The sequence below is a fragment of the Aureimonas sp. Leaf324 genome (assembly GCF_001423245.1).
In the GTDB taxonomy this organism is placed as follows: domain Bacteria; phylum Pseudomonadota; class Alphaproteobacteria; order Rhizobiales; family Rhizobiaceae; genus Aureimonas.
The window spans coordinates 679,475-695,175 of record NZ_LMOH01000012.1; the positions used below are offsets into that span (position 1 = coordinate 679,475).

13 protein-coding genes and 1 pseudogene are annotated in these 15,701 nt (G+C 70.1%); 4 read left to right on the forward strand and 10 right to left on the reverse strand.

What is annotated here, in order from left to right:
• Window positions 1-26: 26 nt before the first annotated feature.
• The 7 genes from ASF65_RS10745 to ASF65_RS10775 are packed head-to-tail and all read right to left on the reverse strand — an operon-like array spanning window position 27 to window position 7,881.
• The gene (locus ASF65_RS10745) at window positions 27-1,802 is read right to left on the reverse strand and encodes an ABC transporter ATP-binding protein (RefSeq protein ID WP_055888713.1); all 1,776 of its coding nucleotides are present in this window, start codon (window positions 1,800-1,802) and stop codon (window positions 27-29) included.
• On the reverse strand, window positions 1,802-2,746 hold the full coding sequence (locus ASF65_RS10750) for an acetamidase/formamidase family protein (protein WP_055888715.1): 945 nt from the start codon (window positions 2,744-2,746) through the stop codon (window positions 1,802-1,804). Before ASF65_RS10750 ends, ASF65_RS10745 begins: the two co-directional genes overlap by 1 nt.
• A gap of 1 nt (window position 2,747) precedes the next feature.
• Entirely contained in the window at window positions 2,748-4,364 is a 1,617-nt protein-coding gene (locus tag ASF65_RS10755; RefSeq protein WP_082505397.1) for an ABC transporter substrate-binding protein, read from the reverse strand.
• 14 nt (window positions 4,365-4,378) lie between these two features.
• Window positions 4,379-5,299, reverse strand: a complete 921-nt coding sequence (locus ASF65_RS10760; RefSeq protein WP_055888717.1) for an ABC transporter permease — start codon at window positions 5,297-5,299, stop codon at window positions 4,379-4,381.
• Window positions 5,299-6,207: an ABC transporter permease gene (locus ASF65_RS10765; protein ID WP_055888718.1), complete on the reverse strand. Its 909-nt coding sequence runs from the start codon at window positions 6,205-6,207 to the stop codon at window positions 5,299-5,301. Before ASF65_RS10765 ends, ASF65_RS10760 begins: the two co-directional genes overlap by 1 nt.
• A complete protein-coding gene (locus ASF65_RS10770; RefSeq protein ID WP_055888719.1) occupies window positions 6,185-6,790 on the reverse strand; it encodes an ANTAR domain-containing protein in 606 nt (201 codons plus the stop codon). The genes ASF65_RS10765 and ASF65_RS10770 overlap by 23 nt, the downstream gene beginning before the upstream one ends.
• Window positions 6,787-7,881 carry a transporter substrate-binding protein gene (locus ASF65_RS10775; RefSeq protein ID WP_055888720.1) on the reverse strand — a complete coding sequence of 365 codons (1,095 nt, stop codon included), beginning with the start codon at window positions 7,879-7,881 and terminating at the stop codon, window positions 6,787-6,789. Before ASF65_RS10775 ends, ASF65_RS10770 begins: the two co-directional genes overlap by 4 nt.
• Window positions 7,882-8,237: 356 nt before the next feature.
• Here ASF65_RS10775 and ASF65_RS10780 point away from each other — a divergent pair, with 356 nt between their 5' ends.
• Complete coding sequence (locus ASF65_RS10780) at window positions 8,238-9,542, forward strand: FAD-binding oxidoreductase (protein ID WP_055888721.1); 1,305 nt, start codon at window positions 8,238-8,240, stop codon at window positions 9,540-9,542.
• Window positions 9,543-9,590: 48 nt separating this feature from the next.
• On the opposite strand, the gene ASF65_RS10785 is transcribed toward ASF65_RS10780, so the two are convergent.
• The 3 genes from ASF65_RS10785 to ASF65_RS10795 all read right to left on the reverse strand — a co-directional run bounded on the left by ASF65_RS10785 (window position 9,591) and on the right by ASF65_RS10795 (window position 12,697).
• Complete coding sequence (locus ASF65_RS10785; RefSeq protein ID WP_055888722.1) at window positions 9,591-11,480, reverse strand: autotransporter domain-containing protein; 1,890 nt, start codon at window positions 11,478-11,480, stop codon at window positions 9,591-9,593.
• 171 nt (window positions 11,481-11,651) lie between these two features.
• On the reverse strand, window positions 11,652-11,969 hold the full coding sequence (locus ASF65_RS10790; RefSeq protein WP_082505398.1) for an Atu4866 domain-containing protein: 318 nt from the start codon (window positions 11,967-11,969) through the stop codon (window positions 11,652-11,654).
• Window positions 11,969-12,697: an SDR family oxidoreductase gene (locus ASF65_RS10795; protein WP_055888723.1), complete on the reverse strand. Its 729-nt coding sequence runs from the start codon at window positions 12,695-12,697 to the stop codon at window positions 11,969-11,971. Before ASF65_RS10795 ends, ASF65_RS10790 begins: the two co-directional genes overlap by 1 nt.
• 142 nt (window positions 12,698-12,839) lie before the next feature.
• Between ASF65_RS10795 and ASF65_RS10800 the strand changes: the two are divergent.
• The 3 genes and pseudogenes from ASF65_RS10800 to ASF65_RS10810 all read left to right on the forward strand — a co-directional run bounded on the left by ASF65_RS10800 (window position 12,840) and on the right by ASF65_RS10810 (window position 15,672).
• A pseudogene (locus ASF65_RS10800) lies at window positions 12,840-13,742 on the forward strand (LysR family transcriptional regulator).
• A gap of 312 nt (window positions 13,743-14,054) precedes the next feature.
• A complete protein-coding gene (locus tag ASF65_RS10805; RefSeq protein WP_055888725.1) occupies window positions 14,055-14,360 on the forward strand; it encodes a hypothetical protein in 306 nt (101 codons plus the stop codon).
• A gap of 82 nt (window positions 14,361-14,442) precedes the next feature.
• Window positions 14,443-15,672, forward strand: coding sequence for an efflux RND transporter periplasmic adaptor subunit (locus ASF65_RS10810; protein WP_055888728.1), 1,230 nt, complete (start codon window positions 14,443-14,445; stop codon window positions 15,670-15,672).
• The last annotated feature ends 29 nt before the right edge of the window (window positions 15,673-15,701 follow it).

Here is a 15,701-nt window from a genome sequence, read left to right on the forward strand (position 1 = left end):
CTACCGGCGCGCCGCACCAGCGCCGATCACCCTTGTGCGACGAGATGCCCCTCGCCCACATCCGTCAGCACCAGGCGCGCCGGCGGGTCGCCTGCCCGGCGCACCGCGCTCGGAATGTCGCCGACGAGGCGCGGGAAAGCGCCGCGGCGGCGCGCGGGGTCGGGGACCGGCACGGCCTCGATCAGCCGCCGCGTGTAGGCATGGCGCGGATCGCCGAAGATCTGCGCGGCCGTTCCGGTCTCGACGATCTGGCCGAGATACATCACGGCCACCCGATCGGAGATGTTCTCGACCACGGCCATGTCGTGACTGATGAAGAGGTAGGCGATGCCGAACTCGGCCTGAAGCTCCTTCAGGAGCTCGAGCACGCGCTTCTGCACCGACACGTCGAGCGCCGACACGCTCTCGTCGGCGATGATGAGTTTCGGCCGAAGCGCCAGCGCGCGGGCGATGCAGATGCGCTGGCGCTGGCCGCCCGAGAATTGATGGGGGTAGCGGCGCATCGCGTCCGGCTGAAGGCCGACGCGCTCGAACAGGGCCGCGACGCGCTCGCGGCGCTCAGTGGCGGACCCGATGCCGTGGACCGCCAGCGGTTCGGCGACGAGATCGCCGGCCCGCCAGCGCGGGTCGAGCGAGGCGAACGGGTCCTGGAAGATCATCTGGACGTCGCGGCGCAGCGCCTTGCGCTCCGACGTCGACAGGTCCTGCCCCGACCGGCCGCCGACCGCGAGGTGCCCTTCGTAGGGCACGAGCCCGGCGATCGCCTTGGCGGTGGTGGACTTGCCGCAGCCGCTCTCGCCGACGAGGCTGAGCGTCGCGCCCGCCGGCACGTCGAACGAGATGCCGGCGACCGCATGGACCTCGGCGACCGTTCGGCCCAGCAGGCCACCCTTCAGGGGAAAGCGCACCTGAAGATCGCGAACTTCGGCGACGGGGGCCTGTGGCGCGACGGTCCTGCGGCCGCTACCGTCGCCCATGCGCGGCACGGCGGCGAGAAGCGCGCGGGTGTAATCCTCCTTCGGCGCGGCAAAGAGGGGCGCGACGGCCCCCGCCTCGACTTCCCGCCCCTGCCGCATGACGACGACCCGGTCGGCCATCTCGGCGACGACGCCCATGTCGTGGGTGATCAGGATCAGCGCAGTGCCGCGCGTCGCCTGGATTTCCTTGAGAAGACCGAGGACCTGCGCCTGGATCGTCACGTCGAGCGCCGTGGTAGGCTCGTCGGCAATCAGGACATCGGGCTCGAGCGCCAGCGCCATCGCGATCATCACGCGCTGGCGCATGCCGCCGGACAATTCGTGCGGATACTGCCCCATCCGCCGCTCGGCCTCGGGGATGCGCACGGCCTGCAACGCTTCCAGCGCCAGGCGTCTCGCCTCGGCGGCGGACACGTCGCGATGCGCGTCGATCGCCTCGACAAGCTGGCGCCCGACGGTGAGCACCGGGTTCAGCGAGGTCATCGGCTCCTGGAAGATCATCGCGATCCGGTCGCCGCGCACGCGCCGCATCCGGCTCTCGGACGCTTCGGTCAGGTCCTCCTCGCCGAGACGGATCGAACCGGCCGCGACCACCGGCCCCGGCTGCGGCAGAAGGCCCATGATCGCGAGCGAGGTCAGCGACTTGCCCGAACCGGACTCGCCCGCGATGCAGAGCGTCTCGCCGCGTGCAAGGTCGAAGGACAGCGCCTCGACCAGCACGCGCGCCCGCGCGCCCTCCCCGACCGAGATCGTGAGGTTTCGGACCGAGAGCACCGAGGCGGCGGCCGCGGCCACCGCCTCGCGCGGCAGGACCTTGCCCATCATCACTCGAACACGACCCTCGGGAAGTAGAACGAGACGACCCAGTTCGGCATGTCGACGATCTCGGAGATGCGAAGATCGCCGCAGGTCGAGACGAGCATATAGGCGTCGACCGGGTTGAGGTTGTAGCGCTGCGCCAGAAGCTCCACCATGTCGGCGACCGCCTGCCGCGCGCCGGTCATCAGGTCCGGGCCGACGCCCGTCGTCACCTCGTAGCCCTTGGCGTCGAGATGGCGCGTGACGGGACCCGGCGTCGTGAACCGGGGCATGGCGAGATTGGCGCCCTTCAGGAGGTCGAGCGTCAGCACCGCGTTCATCGGGCTTTCGATCGCCGTGCCGCACACCTCGCCGTCGCCCTGCGCGGCGTGGGTGTCACCGACGGAGAAGAGCGCGCCCGCGACCTCGACCGGCAGGTAGAGCGTGGTGCCGGCCGAAAGATCGCGGATGTCGAGATTGCCGCCGACGCGGCGCGGGGGCACCACCGAATGGTGCCCCGGCTCGGCCAGCGCATTGCCGATCGTGCCGGCGAAGGGCTTCAGCGGCACCCGCCCGTGCTGGCCGAAGGCGGCCGGCTCGAGCGAGTTCGGGTCATAGGTCCAGATCGTCAGCGCCGGATCGGTGAACTGGTCCGCCAGGAGGCCGAAGCCCGGAATGTTGGCGGTCCAGCCGAAGCCGGACGGCTTGAAGCCCTCGATCGTCACCTTCAGCGCGTCGCCCGGCTCCGCGCCCTCGACGAAGATTGGCCCCGAGACCGGGTTGATCTTCGAGAAGTCGAGAGCGGTGACGCTCTCGACGGTCGAATCCGGCGTCAGCTGGCCGGCCGAGGAGTCCCGGCACTCGAACTCGATGGTCGCGCCCGGCGCCACGCGCAGCGCCGGTTCGAACGAGTTGTCCCAGCCGAAATGATGCTGCCGGCCATGGATCGTGTAGTCGCACGCCTTGCACATCTCACTTGGTCTCGACGTAGCGGTAGTTCATCGGGGTGTTGACCGGGTCGATGTAGAGCGCGTCGTCGCCGCCCATCCGGGCCGAGCGCATGGTGTAGCGCTTTTCGTTGAACACCGGCACCCAAGGGGCATCGGCCATGACGCCCTTGTAGACCTCGCCCCAGGCGCTCGCCCGCTCAGCAGCCTTCGCCGGATCGACCATCGCGTCGGCGGCGGCCGCCTTCTCGTCGAGCGCCTCGTTGCAGTACTTCGCCCAGTTCCAGCCGCCGTCCGCCGCGCCCGCGCAGCCGAGGATCGGACCGTAGAAGTTCGACGGGTCGGGGAAGTCGGCGATCCAGGCCATGCCGCCCGACCAGATCATCGGCGCGCCCTCGGCCGAGCCGCCGGCGGCGATGACGTTGGCCTGCGCGAGGCTCTGGAGCGAGGCCTTGATGCCGATGGCGGCGAGATCCTGCTGGATCGCCTGCGCGATGCGCGGCTGCGGGTCGACATTGGCGACGAAGAGCTCGGTCTCGAAGCCGCCTTCATGACCCGCCTCGGCCAGGAGCTTCTTGGCGGCCTCGACGTCGTACTTGTAGCCCTCGAAATTCTGGATGTAGCCGGGCATCGTCGGCGGCAGCGGTTGGTTGGCGGGCGTCGCGCGGCCGTTGATGATCTGGACGATGCGGTCCTTGTTGATCGCCATGTTAACGGCCTGGCGAACCTTCAGGTTGTCGAAGGGCGCGGCCTTGGTGTTCATGGTGATGTAGCCGGTGTGGAGCTGCACGCCCTCGACCACCTGCGCGGCCTCGGCCGGATTGCCCATCACCTCGCGGAACTTGGCCGGCGGGATGCCGTCGCCCGGCACGTCGACCTCGCCGTTCTGCACACGCAGGAGCGAGACCACCGGCTCCTGGCCGATCTCGAAGGTGATGCCGCCGAGCTTGGGCGCGCCTTCGCGGTAGTAGTCCGGGTTCTTCTCGAGGACCAGACGCTGGCCAAGCGTCCACTCGGCGAGTTTGAAGGCCCCGGTGCCGACCGGGTTGCGCCCGAAGTCGGCGCCCGACTTCTCGACCTCCTCCCGCGGCACGATGAAGGAAAAGTTCAGCGCCATCACCGACAGGAAGGTCGCGTCGGGGCGCGACAGCGTCACCTGCACCGTCTTCGGGTCGAGGATCTTCACGCCCGACAGCTCGGTGGCCGTGCCGCCCTGCATCGCCTCGAAGCCCTCGATCGAGCCGAGGAAGCCTGCGCCCGGCGACTGGGTGGCCGGGTTCACCGTGCGCTCGAACGAGTATTTCACGTCCTCGGCCGTCATCGCGCGGCCGTTATGGAATTTGACGCCGTCGCGCAGCTTGAAGGTGAAGACCTTGCCGTCCGGCGAGATCTCGTAGGACTCCGCCAGACCCGGCCGCAGCTTGGCGGTGCCGGGCTCGTAGTCCATCAGCCCGTCGAAGATCGCCTTGATCATCGAGAAGTTCTGCCAGTCGTAGCCGATCGCGGGATCGAGCGTCGCGATGTCGTCCTTGTAGGTGACGGTGATCGTGTCGCCGTCCTGCGCAAGCGCCACCATCGGCGCGGACAGGACGGCGGCGGAGATGGCGAGCGCTGCGGCGCCGCGCTTGAGACGAGCGAGCATGAGCGGGCTTCCTTTCACTGGAGCTTGATGCGGGGGTCGACGAAGGGGGCGACGAGATCGGCCACGAGGTTGCCGATCACGATGGCGAGGGCGGAGACGAGCGTGACGCCCATGATGATCGGCAGGTCGACGCGCTGGATCGCCTGCCAGGCAAGCTGCCCGATGCCCGGCCAGCCGAAGACGCTCTCCACCACCACGATGCCGCTCATGAAGAGGCCGATGTCGATGCCGATCATCGCGATGATCGGCAGGATGGCGTTGGGCAGCGCGTGGCGCAGGAGAATGGTCCAGCGCTTCAGGCCCTTGGCGCGGGCGGTGCGCATGTAGTCCTGGCGCAGGACGTCCACCATCGAGGAGCGCATCATCCGCGCGTACCAGCCGGCGCCGAGGATGCCGAGCGTCAGCGCCGGCAGCACGAGATGGGAGACGGTGCCGTAGCCGCCGATCGGAAACCAGCCGAGCTTGACGGCGAAGACGTAGAGGAGAAGCAGCCCGACCACGAACTGCGGCGCCGAGACGGTGACGAAGGACGTCACCATCAGCGCGTGGTCGCTCGCCCGCCCGCGCCGCACGGCGGCCAGGATGCCCATCGTCAGGCCGAGCACGAGTTCGCAGACGATCGCGGCCAGCATGAGGAGGAGGCTGGCGGGAAGCCGCGCCCAGATGAGGTCCGCCACCTCCGAGCGCTGAAGGTAGGAGCGCCCGAGGTCGCCCTGCACGAGGTTGCCGAGATAGCGCGCATACTGGATGAAGAACGGCTGGTCGAGCCCGAGCTGGCTGCGAATGTTGGCGACCTGCGCGGCGGTCGCCGTGCGACCCGCGATCTGCCGCGCCGGGTCGGCCGGCAAGAGGTAGAGAAGCACGAAGGTGATGAGGCTGACGCCGATCAGGATGAGGACGGCCTGCACGAGCCGCCGCGCGAGATAGACCGCCATCAGCCGCGCCCCTCTTCGGTCGGGTCGAGCGCATCACGCAGCGCGTCGCCGACGAGGTTGAAGGCGAGCGCGAGAAGGAGGATCGCCGCGCCCGGGAAGAAGACCAGCCAGGGGGCCGCCTGGAAGTAGGTCTGGTTCTCGAAGATGATGTTGCCCCACGAGGCGTCCGGCGGCTGCACCCCGACGCCGAGGAAGGAGAGCGTCGCCTCGAGGAGAACCGTCGTCGAGATGCCGAGCGTGCCGTAGACGATGACCGTCGAGGTGAGGTGCGGCAGAACGTGCCGGAACAGGATGCGCGAGGAACTGGCGCCGAGCGTCACCTCGGCCTGGATGAACTCGCGCTCGGCGAGCGAGCGCGTCTCGGAATAGACGACGCGCGCCACCTGCACCCAGTTCACGAGCGCGATGACGAGCGCGACGATCCAGAGGCTCGGCCGCAGCACGGCGGCGAGGCAGATCGCCAGAAGCAGCGCCGGGAACGCCATCATCAGGTCGGTGAAGCGCATCAGGAGGGAGCCGACGACGCCGCGATAGTAGCCGGCGACGACGCCCACCAGCGTCCCGATGACGAGCGCCGCCCCGTTGGCGACGATGCCGATGACGAGCGAGTTGCGCGCGCCGTAGAGGAGGCGCGAGAAGAGGTCGCGGCCGAGAAGGTCGGTGCCGAGCCAGTAGGTCGCCGACGGCGGCAGCGGCGAGCCTTCGAGCGACAGGCCGTCGAAGAACTGCTCGTTCGGGTCGAACGGGGCGATCATCGGCGCGAAGATCGCGGCCAGCACCACGACCGCGATGACGACGAGGCCGAGGACGCCGAGCTTGCGCGACAGGAGGCGCTTCAGGACGCCCTCGCCGCCGACCGGCGCGGAGGGCGGGACTGCCGAGGTGTCAGGCGAGACGAGGACGCTCATCCGAGGCCTCCGTGGTCTTGAGTTCGACGATGCGGCGGGCGGCGTCCTCGAGGCTGACCTGCCAGCCCATGGCGAGCGCGCGAAGCTGCGCATAGGCCTGCTCCTCGCCGATGCCGGCCCCCGACAGCGCGACGACGGCGCGCACGATGGTCTGGCGCTCGCCGATGCGCCGGCGAAGCGAGGCGATCTCCTCGCTGAGCCGCCGCCGCTCGTCGAAGGCGCGCCGCGCGATCAGGAGCGCCGAGTAGACGCCCGCGTTGCCGACGGGTTTGACGATCTGCGCGTCAGCCTGCAGCGACAGCGCCCATTCGATGCGCCCCGGCGCTTCCGAACCGATCAGGGCGACGAGCGGCATCGGCGCCTCGCCGGCCTTCCAAGGAAACTGCTCGTCGAAGCCGTGGTCGACGTCGAAGAACAGGAAGTCCGCACCGGCGGCGGTCGCGGGGAGATCGGGCCAGGCCTGCTCGACCTCGAGGCCGATCGCGCCGAGCTGGCGGATCAGGACCTCGACCGAGGCGTGCTCGCGATGGAGGACGACGGCCCTGGCGCCGCCGAGATGGGGAATGCGCGCGCGCCGGGTCATTTCACCAGCCTCAGCGAGGGCCGGAAGGTGGCCACCGGATCGTAGTGCGACAGGTAGGGGTCGGGCTCGACGCGCCCGCGGCTTTCCTCCAGCACCTCGAACCCTTCGCCGCGCACGCGGGCGATCCGAACGGGCAGCGCCGTGTGCTGCGTCAGCGGATCGACGCGGATGGGCCCGAGCGCCGTCTGACGGATGCCTGCCCCCATCGCACGGCGGACCGCCGACGGCTCGTCCGTGCCTACGGCCTCGATCGCGTCGGCGAGCACGGTGACCGCGGCATGGGCCGCCGCCTCGAAGGACGAGCGGGGTCCCGGCGCGCCATCGTGGACGAAGGGAAGCGAGGAGAGGTGCCCGTCGCCAAAGGGCGCGATGGAGGGCAGTTCCGCCTCGGTCAGGTTGCACGAGACGATCGGGCGCCGCTCGGGCCGGAAGCGCTCGTCATCGCGCCCGAGCGCCGCATAGGCCTCATAGAACGCATAGGAGGACGGGCCGATCAGGTTGTTGAGAACGAAGTCCGGCGCGGTCGCGCGGATCTCGGCGACGAGCCGGCCGACGTCGGTGTCGCCGAGCGCGAGGTAGCGCTCGCCCCTCACCTCTCCGCCGGCATCGGCCACGAGATCGCGGGCGATGCGGTTCATCTCCCAGCCCCAGATGTAGTTCGAACCGACGAGAAAGGCGTCGCGCCCGTATCGCGCGGCGACATGCGCCACGAGCGGCACGAGGTGCTGGTTGGGCGCGGCGTTCAGGTAGACGACGTGCTCGTTCGCCTCGAAACCCTCGTAAGGCGCGGGGTACCAGAGCAGGCCACCGTGCTTTTCCAGAACCGGAATGACGTCCTTCCGGCTCCAGGAGGTGATGCAGCCGACGACGTGGCGCACGCCCTCGGTGACGAGGAGATCGGCGCAGAGCGGTGCATAGGCTTCGATCCGTCCGGCCGGATCGCGCTCGGCAACGCGGAAGCGGATGCGCCGCGCGGGATCGGCATTGACCGCCTCGATCGCCCCCATCGCGCCCTCGCTGCATGCCTCGCCGAGCCGGTCATAGCTGCCGGAGCGGGAGAACAGGACGCCGATGTCGATGGGTTGTTTCAAGTCCGCAGTTCCCGAAACGAAAAAGCCCCGCAGGCGCGCCGCGATGCCGGAGGGGCGTCGCGTCGGACCGACGGGGCTCGAATGCCGTCCGGCAGGCAAGGCCGGTATGTCCCGTGATCCTGCGACAGGATCACGACGACGTCAACCACTTTGATGAGAACGAAGGCCTGCCTATTTTATAGGCAGAGTGGTAGACGACCGTCGCACGGCGGATATCGCCGAGAGGATTGGTGAGCGTGCCACGGCGCCGGTCCCTGCACAACTCGGCAAGCCCCAAGCCCGGCGCCGTGATCCACGCCTGTCGTCATAGCGAGGCTTGACCGCCCCTTGCCCGGTTTGCTCTACGAAGACCAATTATGGGACCTCATCTCGATCTCGTCGCCAGCGACACGCGCGTGCCGGCCAAGGTGGATTTCGTCGTCGTCGGCGGCGGCATCATCGGGGCGGCGGCCGCTCTTCATCTTGTCGAGGCCGGCCATTCCGTCGTCCTGTGCGAAAAGGGCCAGGTGGCCGGCGAGCAGTCCAGCCGCAACTGGGGCTGGTGCCGGCAGGCCGGGCGCGACGAGCGCGAGGTGCCGCTCATCGTCGAGAGCCTGCACCTGTGGCGCAGGATGGCTGAGATGGTGGGCGCCGATGTCGGCTTTCGCCAGCACGGCACACTCTTCGTCGCCGAGACCGCCGAAGAGGAAGCCTCGTTCGAGGCCTGGGCCCGGATGGCCCGGCCGCAGGGTGTCGACGCCGAGATCCTGACGGGCGCGCGCCTGCGCGAGGTGACGCGCGACGCGCCGCTGCGCCAGCGCCTCGGCCTCTTCGTCGCCAGCGACGGCCGGGCCGAACCTCAGCTCGCCGTCCCGGCCATCGTGCGCGCCGCCAAGGCCAAAGGCCTGACCGTTCTCGCGCCCTCGGCCGTCACCAGCGTCGAGCGGTCGGGCGGACGGGTCGATGCCGTCCTTACCGAGCACGGGCGAATCGAATGTTCCGGCGTTCTCGTGGCGGCCGGCGCTTGGTCCAGCGCCTTCTGCCGCAGCCTTGGCCTGCGCCTGCCGCAGCTGAAGGTCCTCGGCTCCGTGTGCCGCACGTCGGCGGTCGAGGGTGGCCCCGAGGCCTCGATCTGGATCGACAAGATCGGCGTCCGCAAGCGCCTCGACGGCGGCTACACGATCGCCGACAGCTCGACCTACGATGCGCCGCTGACGCCCGACAGCCTCCGCTTCCTGCGCGAGTTCGCGCCGATGCTGCGCCAGCAGGGTCGCGGCATCCGTCCGCACATCGCGCTCCAGTCCTTCCGCGAGACGCTGGCGCCTCGATCCTATACCGGCGCGCGGATGCTCGACCCCCGACCCCGCGCCGGCGACGGAGGGGCCCTTCTGCGAAAGGCCGCCGGCTTCTTTCCGGCGCTCGGCGGCGCGCGGATCCTCCAGCGCTGGGCCGGCTATATCGACGTCACCCCCGACGCGATCCCCTATATCGACCGGATCGAGGCCGATCCCAACGTCGTTGTGGCGACCGGCTTCTCGGGCCACGGCTTCGGCATCGGGCCGGGGGCGGGACGCCTCGCCGCCGAGGTGCTGACCGGCCGCCCGACGGTGGTCGGCACGGAGGATTACGCGATCCCGCGCTTTTCCGACCTCAGCCGCATCAAGCTCGGCACCGCCGTCTGAGGGCGGCTGGGCGGGCGCGGTAGCCCGCCGAGTCGCACCCGCCTCTCGTCAGAAGCGGTACTTCAGGCCGATCTCGCCGACATGGCTGGTGTCGATGTCGGAGCTGGTGCCGTAGGAATAGCGGCCGGTGAGCGACAGGCGATCGGTCAGGCCCGCATCGGCGCCGACACCCGCCACGAAACCGCGGGCGGCCAGATCGTCGAGCGCGCTGGAGCGTGCGCGGGTGATGCCGCCGGTGATCGCCGCCGAAACGCGCGCGTCGTCCTCGGTGAGGATGTCCTCGTAGCCGATGCGGCCGGTCAGCGCGAGCGGACGCCCGCCGAGATCGGTGACATAGCCGAGGTGCAGGTTCGCCGAGCCGAGCAGCGCGTTGCGCTGCGTGTCGCCATAGACGATTTCGGCCGCCGCGCCGCTCTCGGCATAGCCGTCCGCGTCGGAATAGAGATAGTCGAGCCCGAGCGCGGGCGTGATCGTGAAGGCGCCGGCCTGGAAACCGTACCCGGCCTCGAGGCCGATATTGGCCGACACGCCGTTGGTGTCCGTGCCGCGATTGGTGACGGTCGAGACCAGCGTGCGCCGGTCGAGATCCTCGTAGTCGTGATGCGCGACGCCGCCCGACAGGGTGACGTAGGCCGGGCCGAACAGCGCGGTGGCGTAGAGGTCGGCGGCGAAGGACAAGGTGTCGTAGGTGAGGCGCGCATCGTCCACCTCGCCGGCCGCGGCCGACAGCGCGCCGCCGATCAGGACCCGGTCGTTGAGGCGATGGTCGTAGCCGATGCGGACCGAGCCGTTGTCGAAGCGATAGTCTCGCGCGCCATCGCGCTCGAAGCGGCTGCCGCCGAGCGAGACGTAGAGGTCGGAGAACGGCACGGCGATTGCCGCGTCCGAGCCGGTGGCCGGCGGCGGCAGGCGAAGCGCTGCGACGCGGGCCCGGTCGCGCACCGCCTCGTTCGCGCTCATGCGGTCGAGCAGCGCGGTCTCCATCAGCGAGCCGACCGCCGCGGCGGTGGTTCCGACCGACAGGTAGTCCTCGACGAGCTGAGAGAACAGGCGGTGGACGCCGGTCGTCGGATGGATGCCGTCCCAGTAGAGATAAGTGTTCTGGACGCTCGCGGGCGCGGCCGCGCAGGCCGGCGTCGACAGGCAGGCGTCGCGGGTGTTGAGGATGCCGAAACGTGCCGGATCGCTGGCGACCAGCGCCCCGAGGCGCTGGACGTCGACGAGGACGACGTCGGTGTTCGGCAGCGCCGTTGCGACCTGCGTCACGCCGGCCCGCAGCGCGGTGTTGAAGGCGTTGGTGGCGAGCGTTCCGGCCACCGACCCCTGGAGCGTGCCCGAAAAGGCCGGCGTCGCGCCGATGTCGGGTAGGTTGAGAACGGCGACCGTGGGCGCGCCGAGACGACCGAGGCGGGCGAGCGAGGCGGCGACATCACCGGCCGACGCCACGGCTTCGGCGCCGACCAGCGCGGCGGTCGCGCCGGGCGTGTTGATCTCGTGGATGATGTTGTTGGCGCCGCCGAAGAGGGTGACGACGTCGCTCGCGCCGAAGCGCCCGTCCTGCAGTTCGAACGCGTCGATCTGCGCGGGGATTCCCGGCGGCAGCAGGCCGTCCAGACGATCGGTGCGGGCGTTGCCGAACGCATAGTTCTGCGACAGCTCGGGATTGATCCGCACGCCCGCCAGGGTCGCCGCGCCCGCCTGCTGCATCGGACCGCCGTTGAGGTATTCGGTGAAGACCGGCCCGTTCGAGAAGCGACCGGCGAAGTAGGGCGGCGATGCGGGCCGGCCGGTCAGAAGGTAGAGGTTGCCGTTGTCGGACAAGGAGTCGCCGAAGCTGATGACGGGCCCGGCGACCTGCGCCAGCGCGGGCAGCGCGGTACCGGCGACGAGAAGCGCGGTGGTGGCGGCCAGAACGGCCCGGCAATCGATACGGCTCATGCGTAACGTCCCCCTCCGGCAGGCCCCCGCAGCCGGTCCGACGGGAGCATGCAAGACGGCGCGGTGCGGCGACAGCGGATTGTGAAAACACCCCGTGCCGCAAGGCCCGATTGTGGCGGCCCTGTGGCCGCGCCGCCGCAGGCTTTCCCCGCTGCGGCAGCTCGGCTTCGCTTAGCGACGGCGCAACACCATGCCGCCATGTTGCAGCGTATCGGCGTCGACGAAGTCGCCGTCGGCGGTGAAGCCGGTGTCGTCCCAGTACTCGATATGGGTGCCCGATACCTCGTACCGTCCCCGATAGTCGCTCTCGCGCGTGCCGCGCGCTTCGTCGTAGCGACCGTTCGGGAGAAGCTCGTGGCGCACGTGGCCGTCGTCGGTCACCCACAGGCCGACATAGGGATGGCTCTGGTCCGGCATGCCGGCCTCCTCGGCATGAGACGGAAGGACGGACGCCGCGAGGGCGGCGCCCGCAAGGACGAGCCGGCGCATCAGTGCGCCGACCGGAGCGGGCGCACGACCACCTCGCTGACGTCGACGTCCGCCGGCTGCTCCAGTGCGAAGCGCACCGCGCGGCCGATGGCGTCCGGTTTGAGCGCGATCGAGCGATAGCTCTCCATCAGCGTCGCCGCGTCGCGGTCGGTGATGGTGGAGGCGAGTTCGCTCTCGACGACGCCCGGATGGATGCAGGTCACGCGGATGTCCTGCCGCTCCTGCCGCAGCCCGTCCGAGATGGCGCGCACCGCGAACTTGGTCGCGCAGTAGACCGCGGCCGTCGGCGACACGGCGAGCGCACCGATCGAGGCGATGTTGACGACGTGGCCGGAGCCGCGCGCCGTCATCTCCGGCAGGACGGCCGCGATGCCGTAGAGGACGCCCTTCACGTTGACGTCGATCATCCGGTCCCACTCGTCGACCTTCAGCGCGGCGAGCGGCGACAGCGGCATGACGCCGGCATTGTTGACGATCGCATCGACCCGGCCGAAGGCGGCACGTCCGGCCTCGGCGAAGGCCGCGACGTCGGCGCGGTCGGTGACGTCGAGGCGGCGGTTCGCCACGCGCGCACCGGTGCGGCGGAGTTCGTCGGCGAGCGCATCCAGCCGATCGGTTCGGCGGGCCCCCAGCATCAGCGTGGCGCCGGCGCCGGCAAGTTCACGCGCGATGCCTTCGCCAATGCCGGAGGAGGCGCCGGTGATGAGAACGACCTTATCGAGAGCCATGGGTGATGTCCTTTCAGAAGGGGGATGGACCGCGCCGGATCCGGCTCGGACGCCGTCAGGAGCGGTTGCCAGGGAGATAGACCCGCGCCATTGTCGCCAGAAGCCGGCTTCTGCTTCACGCGCTGGTAAGGCGAACTCACCAATGCGGGACGACCTCAACACCCTCGCCGTCTTCGCGGTCATCGCCGAGGAGACGAGCCTGCGCGCCGCCGCCGATCGCCTCGGCGTCACGCGGTCGGCGATCAGCCAGTCGCTCCGTCGTCTCGAGGCCGAACTCGGCGTGTTGCTGGTGCGCCGCACGACCCGGAGCATGAGCCTGACCGAGGAAGGCGAGCGGCTGCGCGACGAGATCGCGCCCGCGATCGCCGACATGCGCGCCGCGCTGGACGGCGTGCGGGCCCATCGCGCCAAGGTGCGCGGTCAGTTGCGGCTGGCCGTCTCGTCGATCGCCGAAGGCGTGCTCTCGGGTTCACTGCTGGCGAGCTTCTCGGCGGCCCATCCGGCGGTTCAGCTCGACGTCCTCGTCACCGACGAGGAGTTCGACATCGTCGCCGAAGGGTTCGATGCCGGGGTGCGGCTCGGCGAGGTGATCGAAGCGGACATGATCGCCGTGCCCGTGTCCGGCGATCAGCGACAGGTCGCGGTCGCGACACCCGGCTACCTCGCAAGAGCCGGCGCGCCGGCTCACCCGCGCGAGCTGGTCAACCATCGCTGCATCGGCTGGCGCCCGGCACCACGCGCCGCGCCCTATCGCTGGGAGTTCACGGAGGACGGGCGCGATTTCGCGGTCGCGGTCGAGCCCGAGATCACCACGAACGACATGCGCCTGATGGTGCAGCTGGCGCGGGCCGGCGCGGGTATCTGCTTCGGCATGGAGGAGACGTTCCAGGCCGATCTGGCGAGCGGCGTCCTCGTCCCGGTTCTGGAGCCCTTCTGATCGTCGTTTCCGGGCTTCTTCCTCTACTACCCCAGCCGACGTAACATGCCGCCGCGCCTGCGCGCCTTCGTCGACCACCTCGCGCAGCATCGCCGGGCGCAGCGCTGAAGACACCCCGCTGCGCTGGCCCGAAAACTTTTATACCCACCGGTAAATTATCCCGTTGACAGGGCGCGGATGAAGCCTTAGCTCTTTCCATACCGATCGGTAATGAACCGAAGGGGTCGCGGTTTCCAAGAATCGCCGGTCCTCTCGCGTCGACCGACGGCATTCGAAGCCGGCGCATTCCGCGGCCGGCAGGGAGAGGTCGCGCGTCCTGCGTTGCGCCTCTTCGATCCCGCACCGCGAACCCGCCAAGCCCGCGCACCCTCCCATGTCGCGGCAGCGGACACTTGCGCCCCAATTTCTGGAGATCGTTCCATGCCCCGCCTTCTTCTCTCTGCCTCTGCCGCACTCCTCCTGTCCGCCGGCTTCGCGTCCGCCGCCGATCTCGTCCCCGGCTCCGATCTCGGCGTCCGCGACGCCCAGGCCGTCGCGGACCATTCGGTCGTGACCGGCCGCGCCGGCGCGCGCGACCGTTCGGAAAGCTCCTACGGCTACCAGGGCGGCCGGACGGTGCGTTCGCAGTCCTTCGTGCCGGCCGGCGACGCCGGGACCGGCGAGGCCCGCGTGACGGCCGGCTTCGCCCGCGGCGGCGCCATCGTCCCGGGTTCCGACAGCTTCTGACGAAGCGGCCGCCGGCGGCGTTCCCGCGGCCGTCCGGCGGCCCCCTCGCCTCTCGCCTTTCCGCCTCGATGAAGGAAGTCCCATGTCCAAACTTCATGTCGTCCTGAACGGCATCGCCGCCGTCATGGCCAGCCTCGTCGCGGCAGCCTTCGCCTTCACCTTCCTGGGGCTGGGCGTGATCGCGCACGAACCGCGACCGGCGGCCGGGGCCGAAACCACACAGGCCTCGCCCCCGCCCGCCGTGCCGGCCTCGGTCGCCCGCGTCGAGCGCCGCCCGGTCGAGCTCTGGTCCCGCCATTCCGGCCGCCTCGAGGCCGTGGAGCGGGTCGATATCCGCTCGCGCGTCGCGGGGGCGGTGCTCGCCACCCATTTCTCGGAGGGTGCGCTGGTCGAGAAGGGCGCGCTCCTCGTCACCATCGATCCCGAGCCCTACCGGACCGCCGTCGAGCGGGCCCGGTCGGACATCCAGGCGGCACAAGCGCGACTAGCCTTCGCCGTCGGTGAACGCGATCGCGGCGCTCAGTTGCAGGGCAACCGGACCATCGCCGGTTCGGAATACGAGCGCCGGGTGCAGGCCGCAGCGGAAGCCGAGGCCCAACTCGCCGCCGCCGCCGCGACCCTGCGCAGCGCCGAGCTCGACCTCTCCTACACCGAAATCCGCGCACCGGTTTCCGGGCGGATCGGCCGCCTCCTCGTCACCAGCGGCAACCTCGTGTCCGCCGGAGCCGCCTCGCCGGTCCTCGCCCGCATGGTGTCGGTCGACCCGATCTACGCCACGATCGATGCCGACGAGGCGAGCGTGCAGCGCCTCCTCCAGTCGGCTGGCGGCATGGACGGGCTCCAACACGTTCCGGCCCGGCTCGATCGCGAGGCCGGCGAGAGCGTCGAGGGTCACATTCAGTTCGTCGATCCGACCGTCGACCCCGCCAACGGGACCGTCGGCATCCGCGTCGCCTTTCCGAACGCCGACGGTACGCTGATGCCCGGCCAGTTCGCCAAGGTCCGGCTCGGTGAGCCGCGCTCGGAGCCGGCGATCCTCGTGTCCGAGCGGGCGGTCGGCACCGACCAGGACAAGCGCTACGTGCTGGTGGTCGACGACACGGACACGGTCGAATATCGCGAGGTCCGCCTTGGCGCCGCCACCGGCGACATGCGCGTCGTCGAGAGCGGCCTCGCTGCCGACGAGCGCGTCGTCGTCAACGGCCTGCAGCGTCTGCGCCCCGGCGCGAAGGTCGCCCCCCAGATGGTCTCGATGGAGACCGGCCGCAGCCTCGACCGGCAGGCCAGCGCGGACGGCCCCGCCACGCGCTGACCCCGAGGCCCCCGGCGGAGTGTCTCCCG

Bases quoted from the DNA above. Each gene is read 5' to 3' on its own strand.
- ASF65_RS10795 (WP_055888723.1), bottom strand. From the start codon at position 12,697: ATGGCTCTCGATAAGGTCGTTCTCATCACCGGCGCCTCCTCCGGCATT.
- ASF65_RS10790 (WP_082505398.1), bottom strand. From the start codon at position 11,969: ATGCGCCGGCTCGTCCTTGCGGGCGCCGCCCTCGCGGCGTCCGTCCTT.
- ASF65_RS10765 (WP_055888718.1), bottom strand. From the start codon at position 6,207: ATGAGCGTCCTCGTCTCGCCTGACACCTCGGCAGTCCCGCCCTCCGCG.
- ASF65_RS10750 (WP_055888715.1), bottom strand. From the start codon at position 2,746: ATGTGCAAGGCGTGCGACTACACGATCCATGGCCGGCAGCATCATTTC.
- ASF65_RS10770 (WP_055888719.1), bottom strand. From the start codon at position 6,790: ATGACCCGGCGCGCGCGCATTCCCCATCTCGGCGGCGCCAGGGCCGTC.
- ASF65_RS10755 (WP_082505397.1), bottom strand. From the start codon at position 4,364: ATGCTCGCTCGTCTCAAGCGCGGCGCCGCAGCGCTCGCCATCTCCGCC.
- ASF65_RS10780 (WP_055888721.1), top strand. From the start codon at position 8,238: ATGGGACCTCATCTCGATCTCGTCGCCAGCGACACGCGCGTGCCGGCC.
- ASF65_RS10760 (WP_055888717.1), bottom strand. From the start codon at position 5,299: ATGGCGGTCTATCTCGCGCGGCGGCTCGTGCAGGCCGTCCTCATCCTG.
- ASF65_RS10745 (WP_055888713.1), bottom strand. From the start codon at position 1,802: ATGATGGGCAAGGTCCTGCCGCGCGAGGCGGTGGCCGCGGCCGCCGCC.
- ASF65_RS10810 (WP_055888728.1), top strand. From the start codon at position 14,443: ATGTCCAAACTTCATGTCGTCCTGAACGGCATCGCCGCCGTCATGGCC.
- ASF65_RS10785 (WP_055888722.1), bottom strand. From the start codon at position 11,480: ATGAGCCGTATCGATTGCCGGGCCGTTCTGGCCGCCACCACCGCGCTT.
- ASF65_RS10805 (WP_055888725.1), top strand. From the start codon at position 14,055: ATGCCCCGCCTTCTTCTCTCTGCCTCTGCCGCACTCCTCCTGTCCGCC.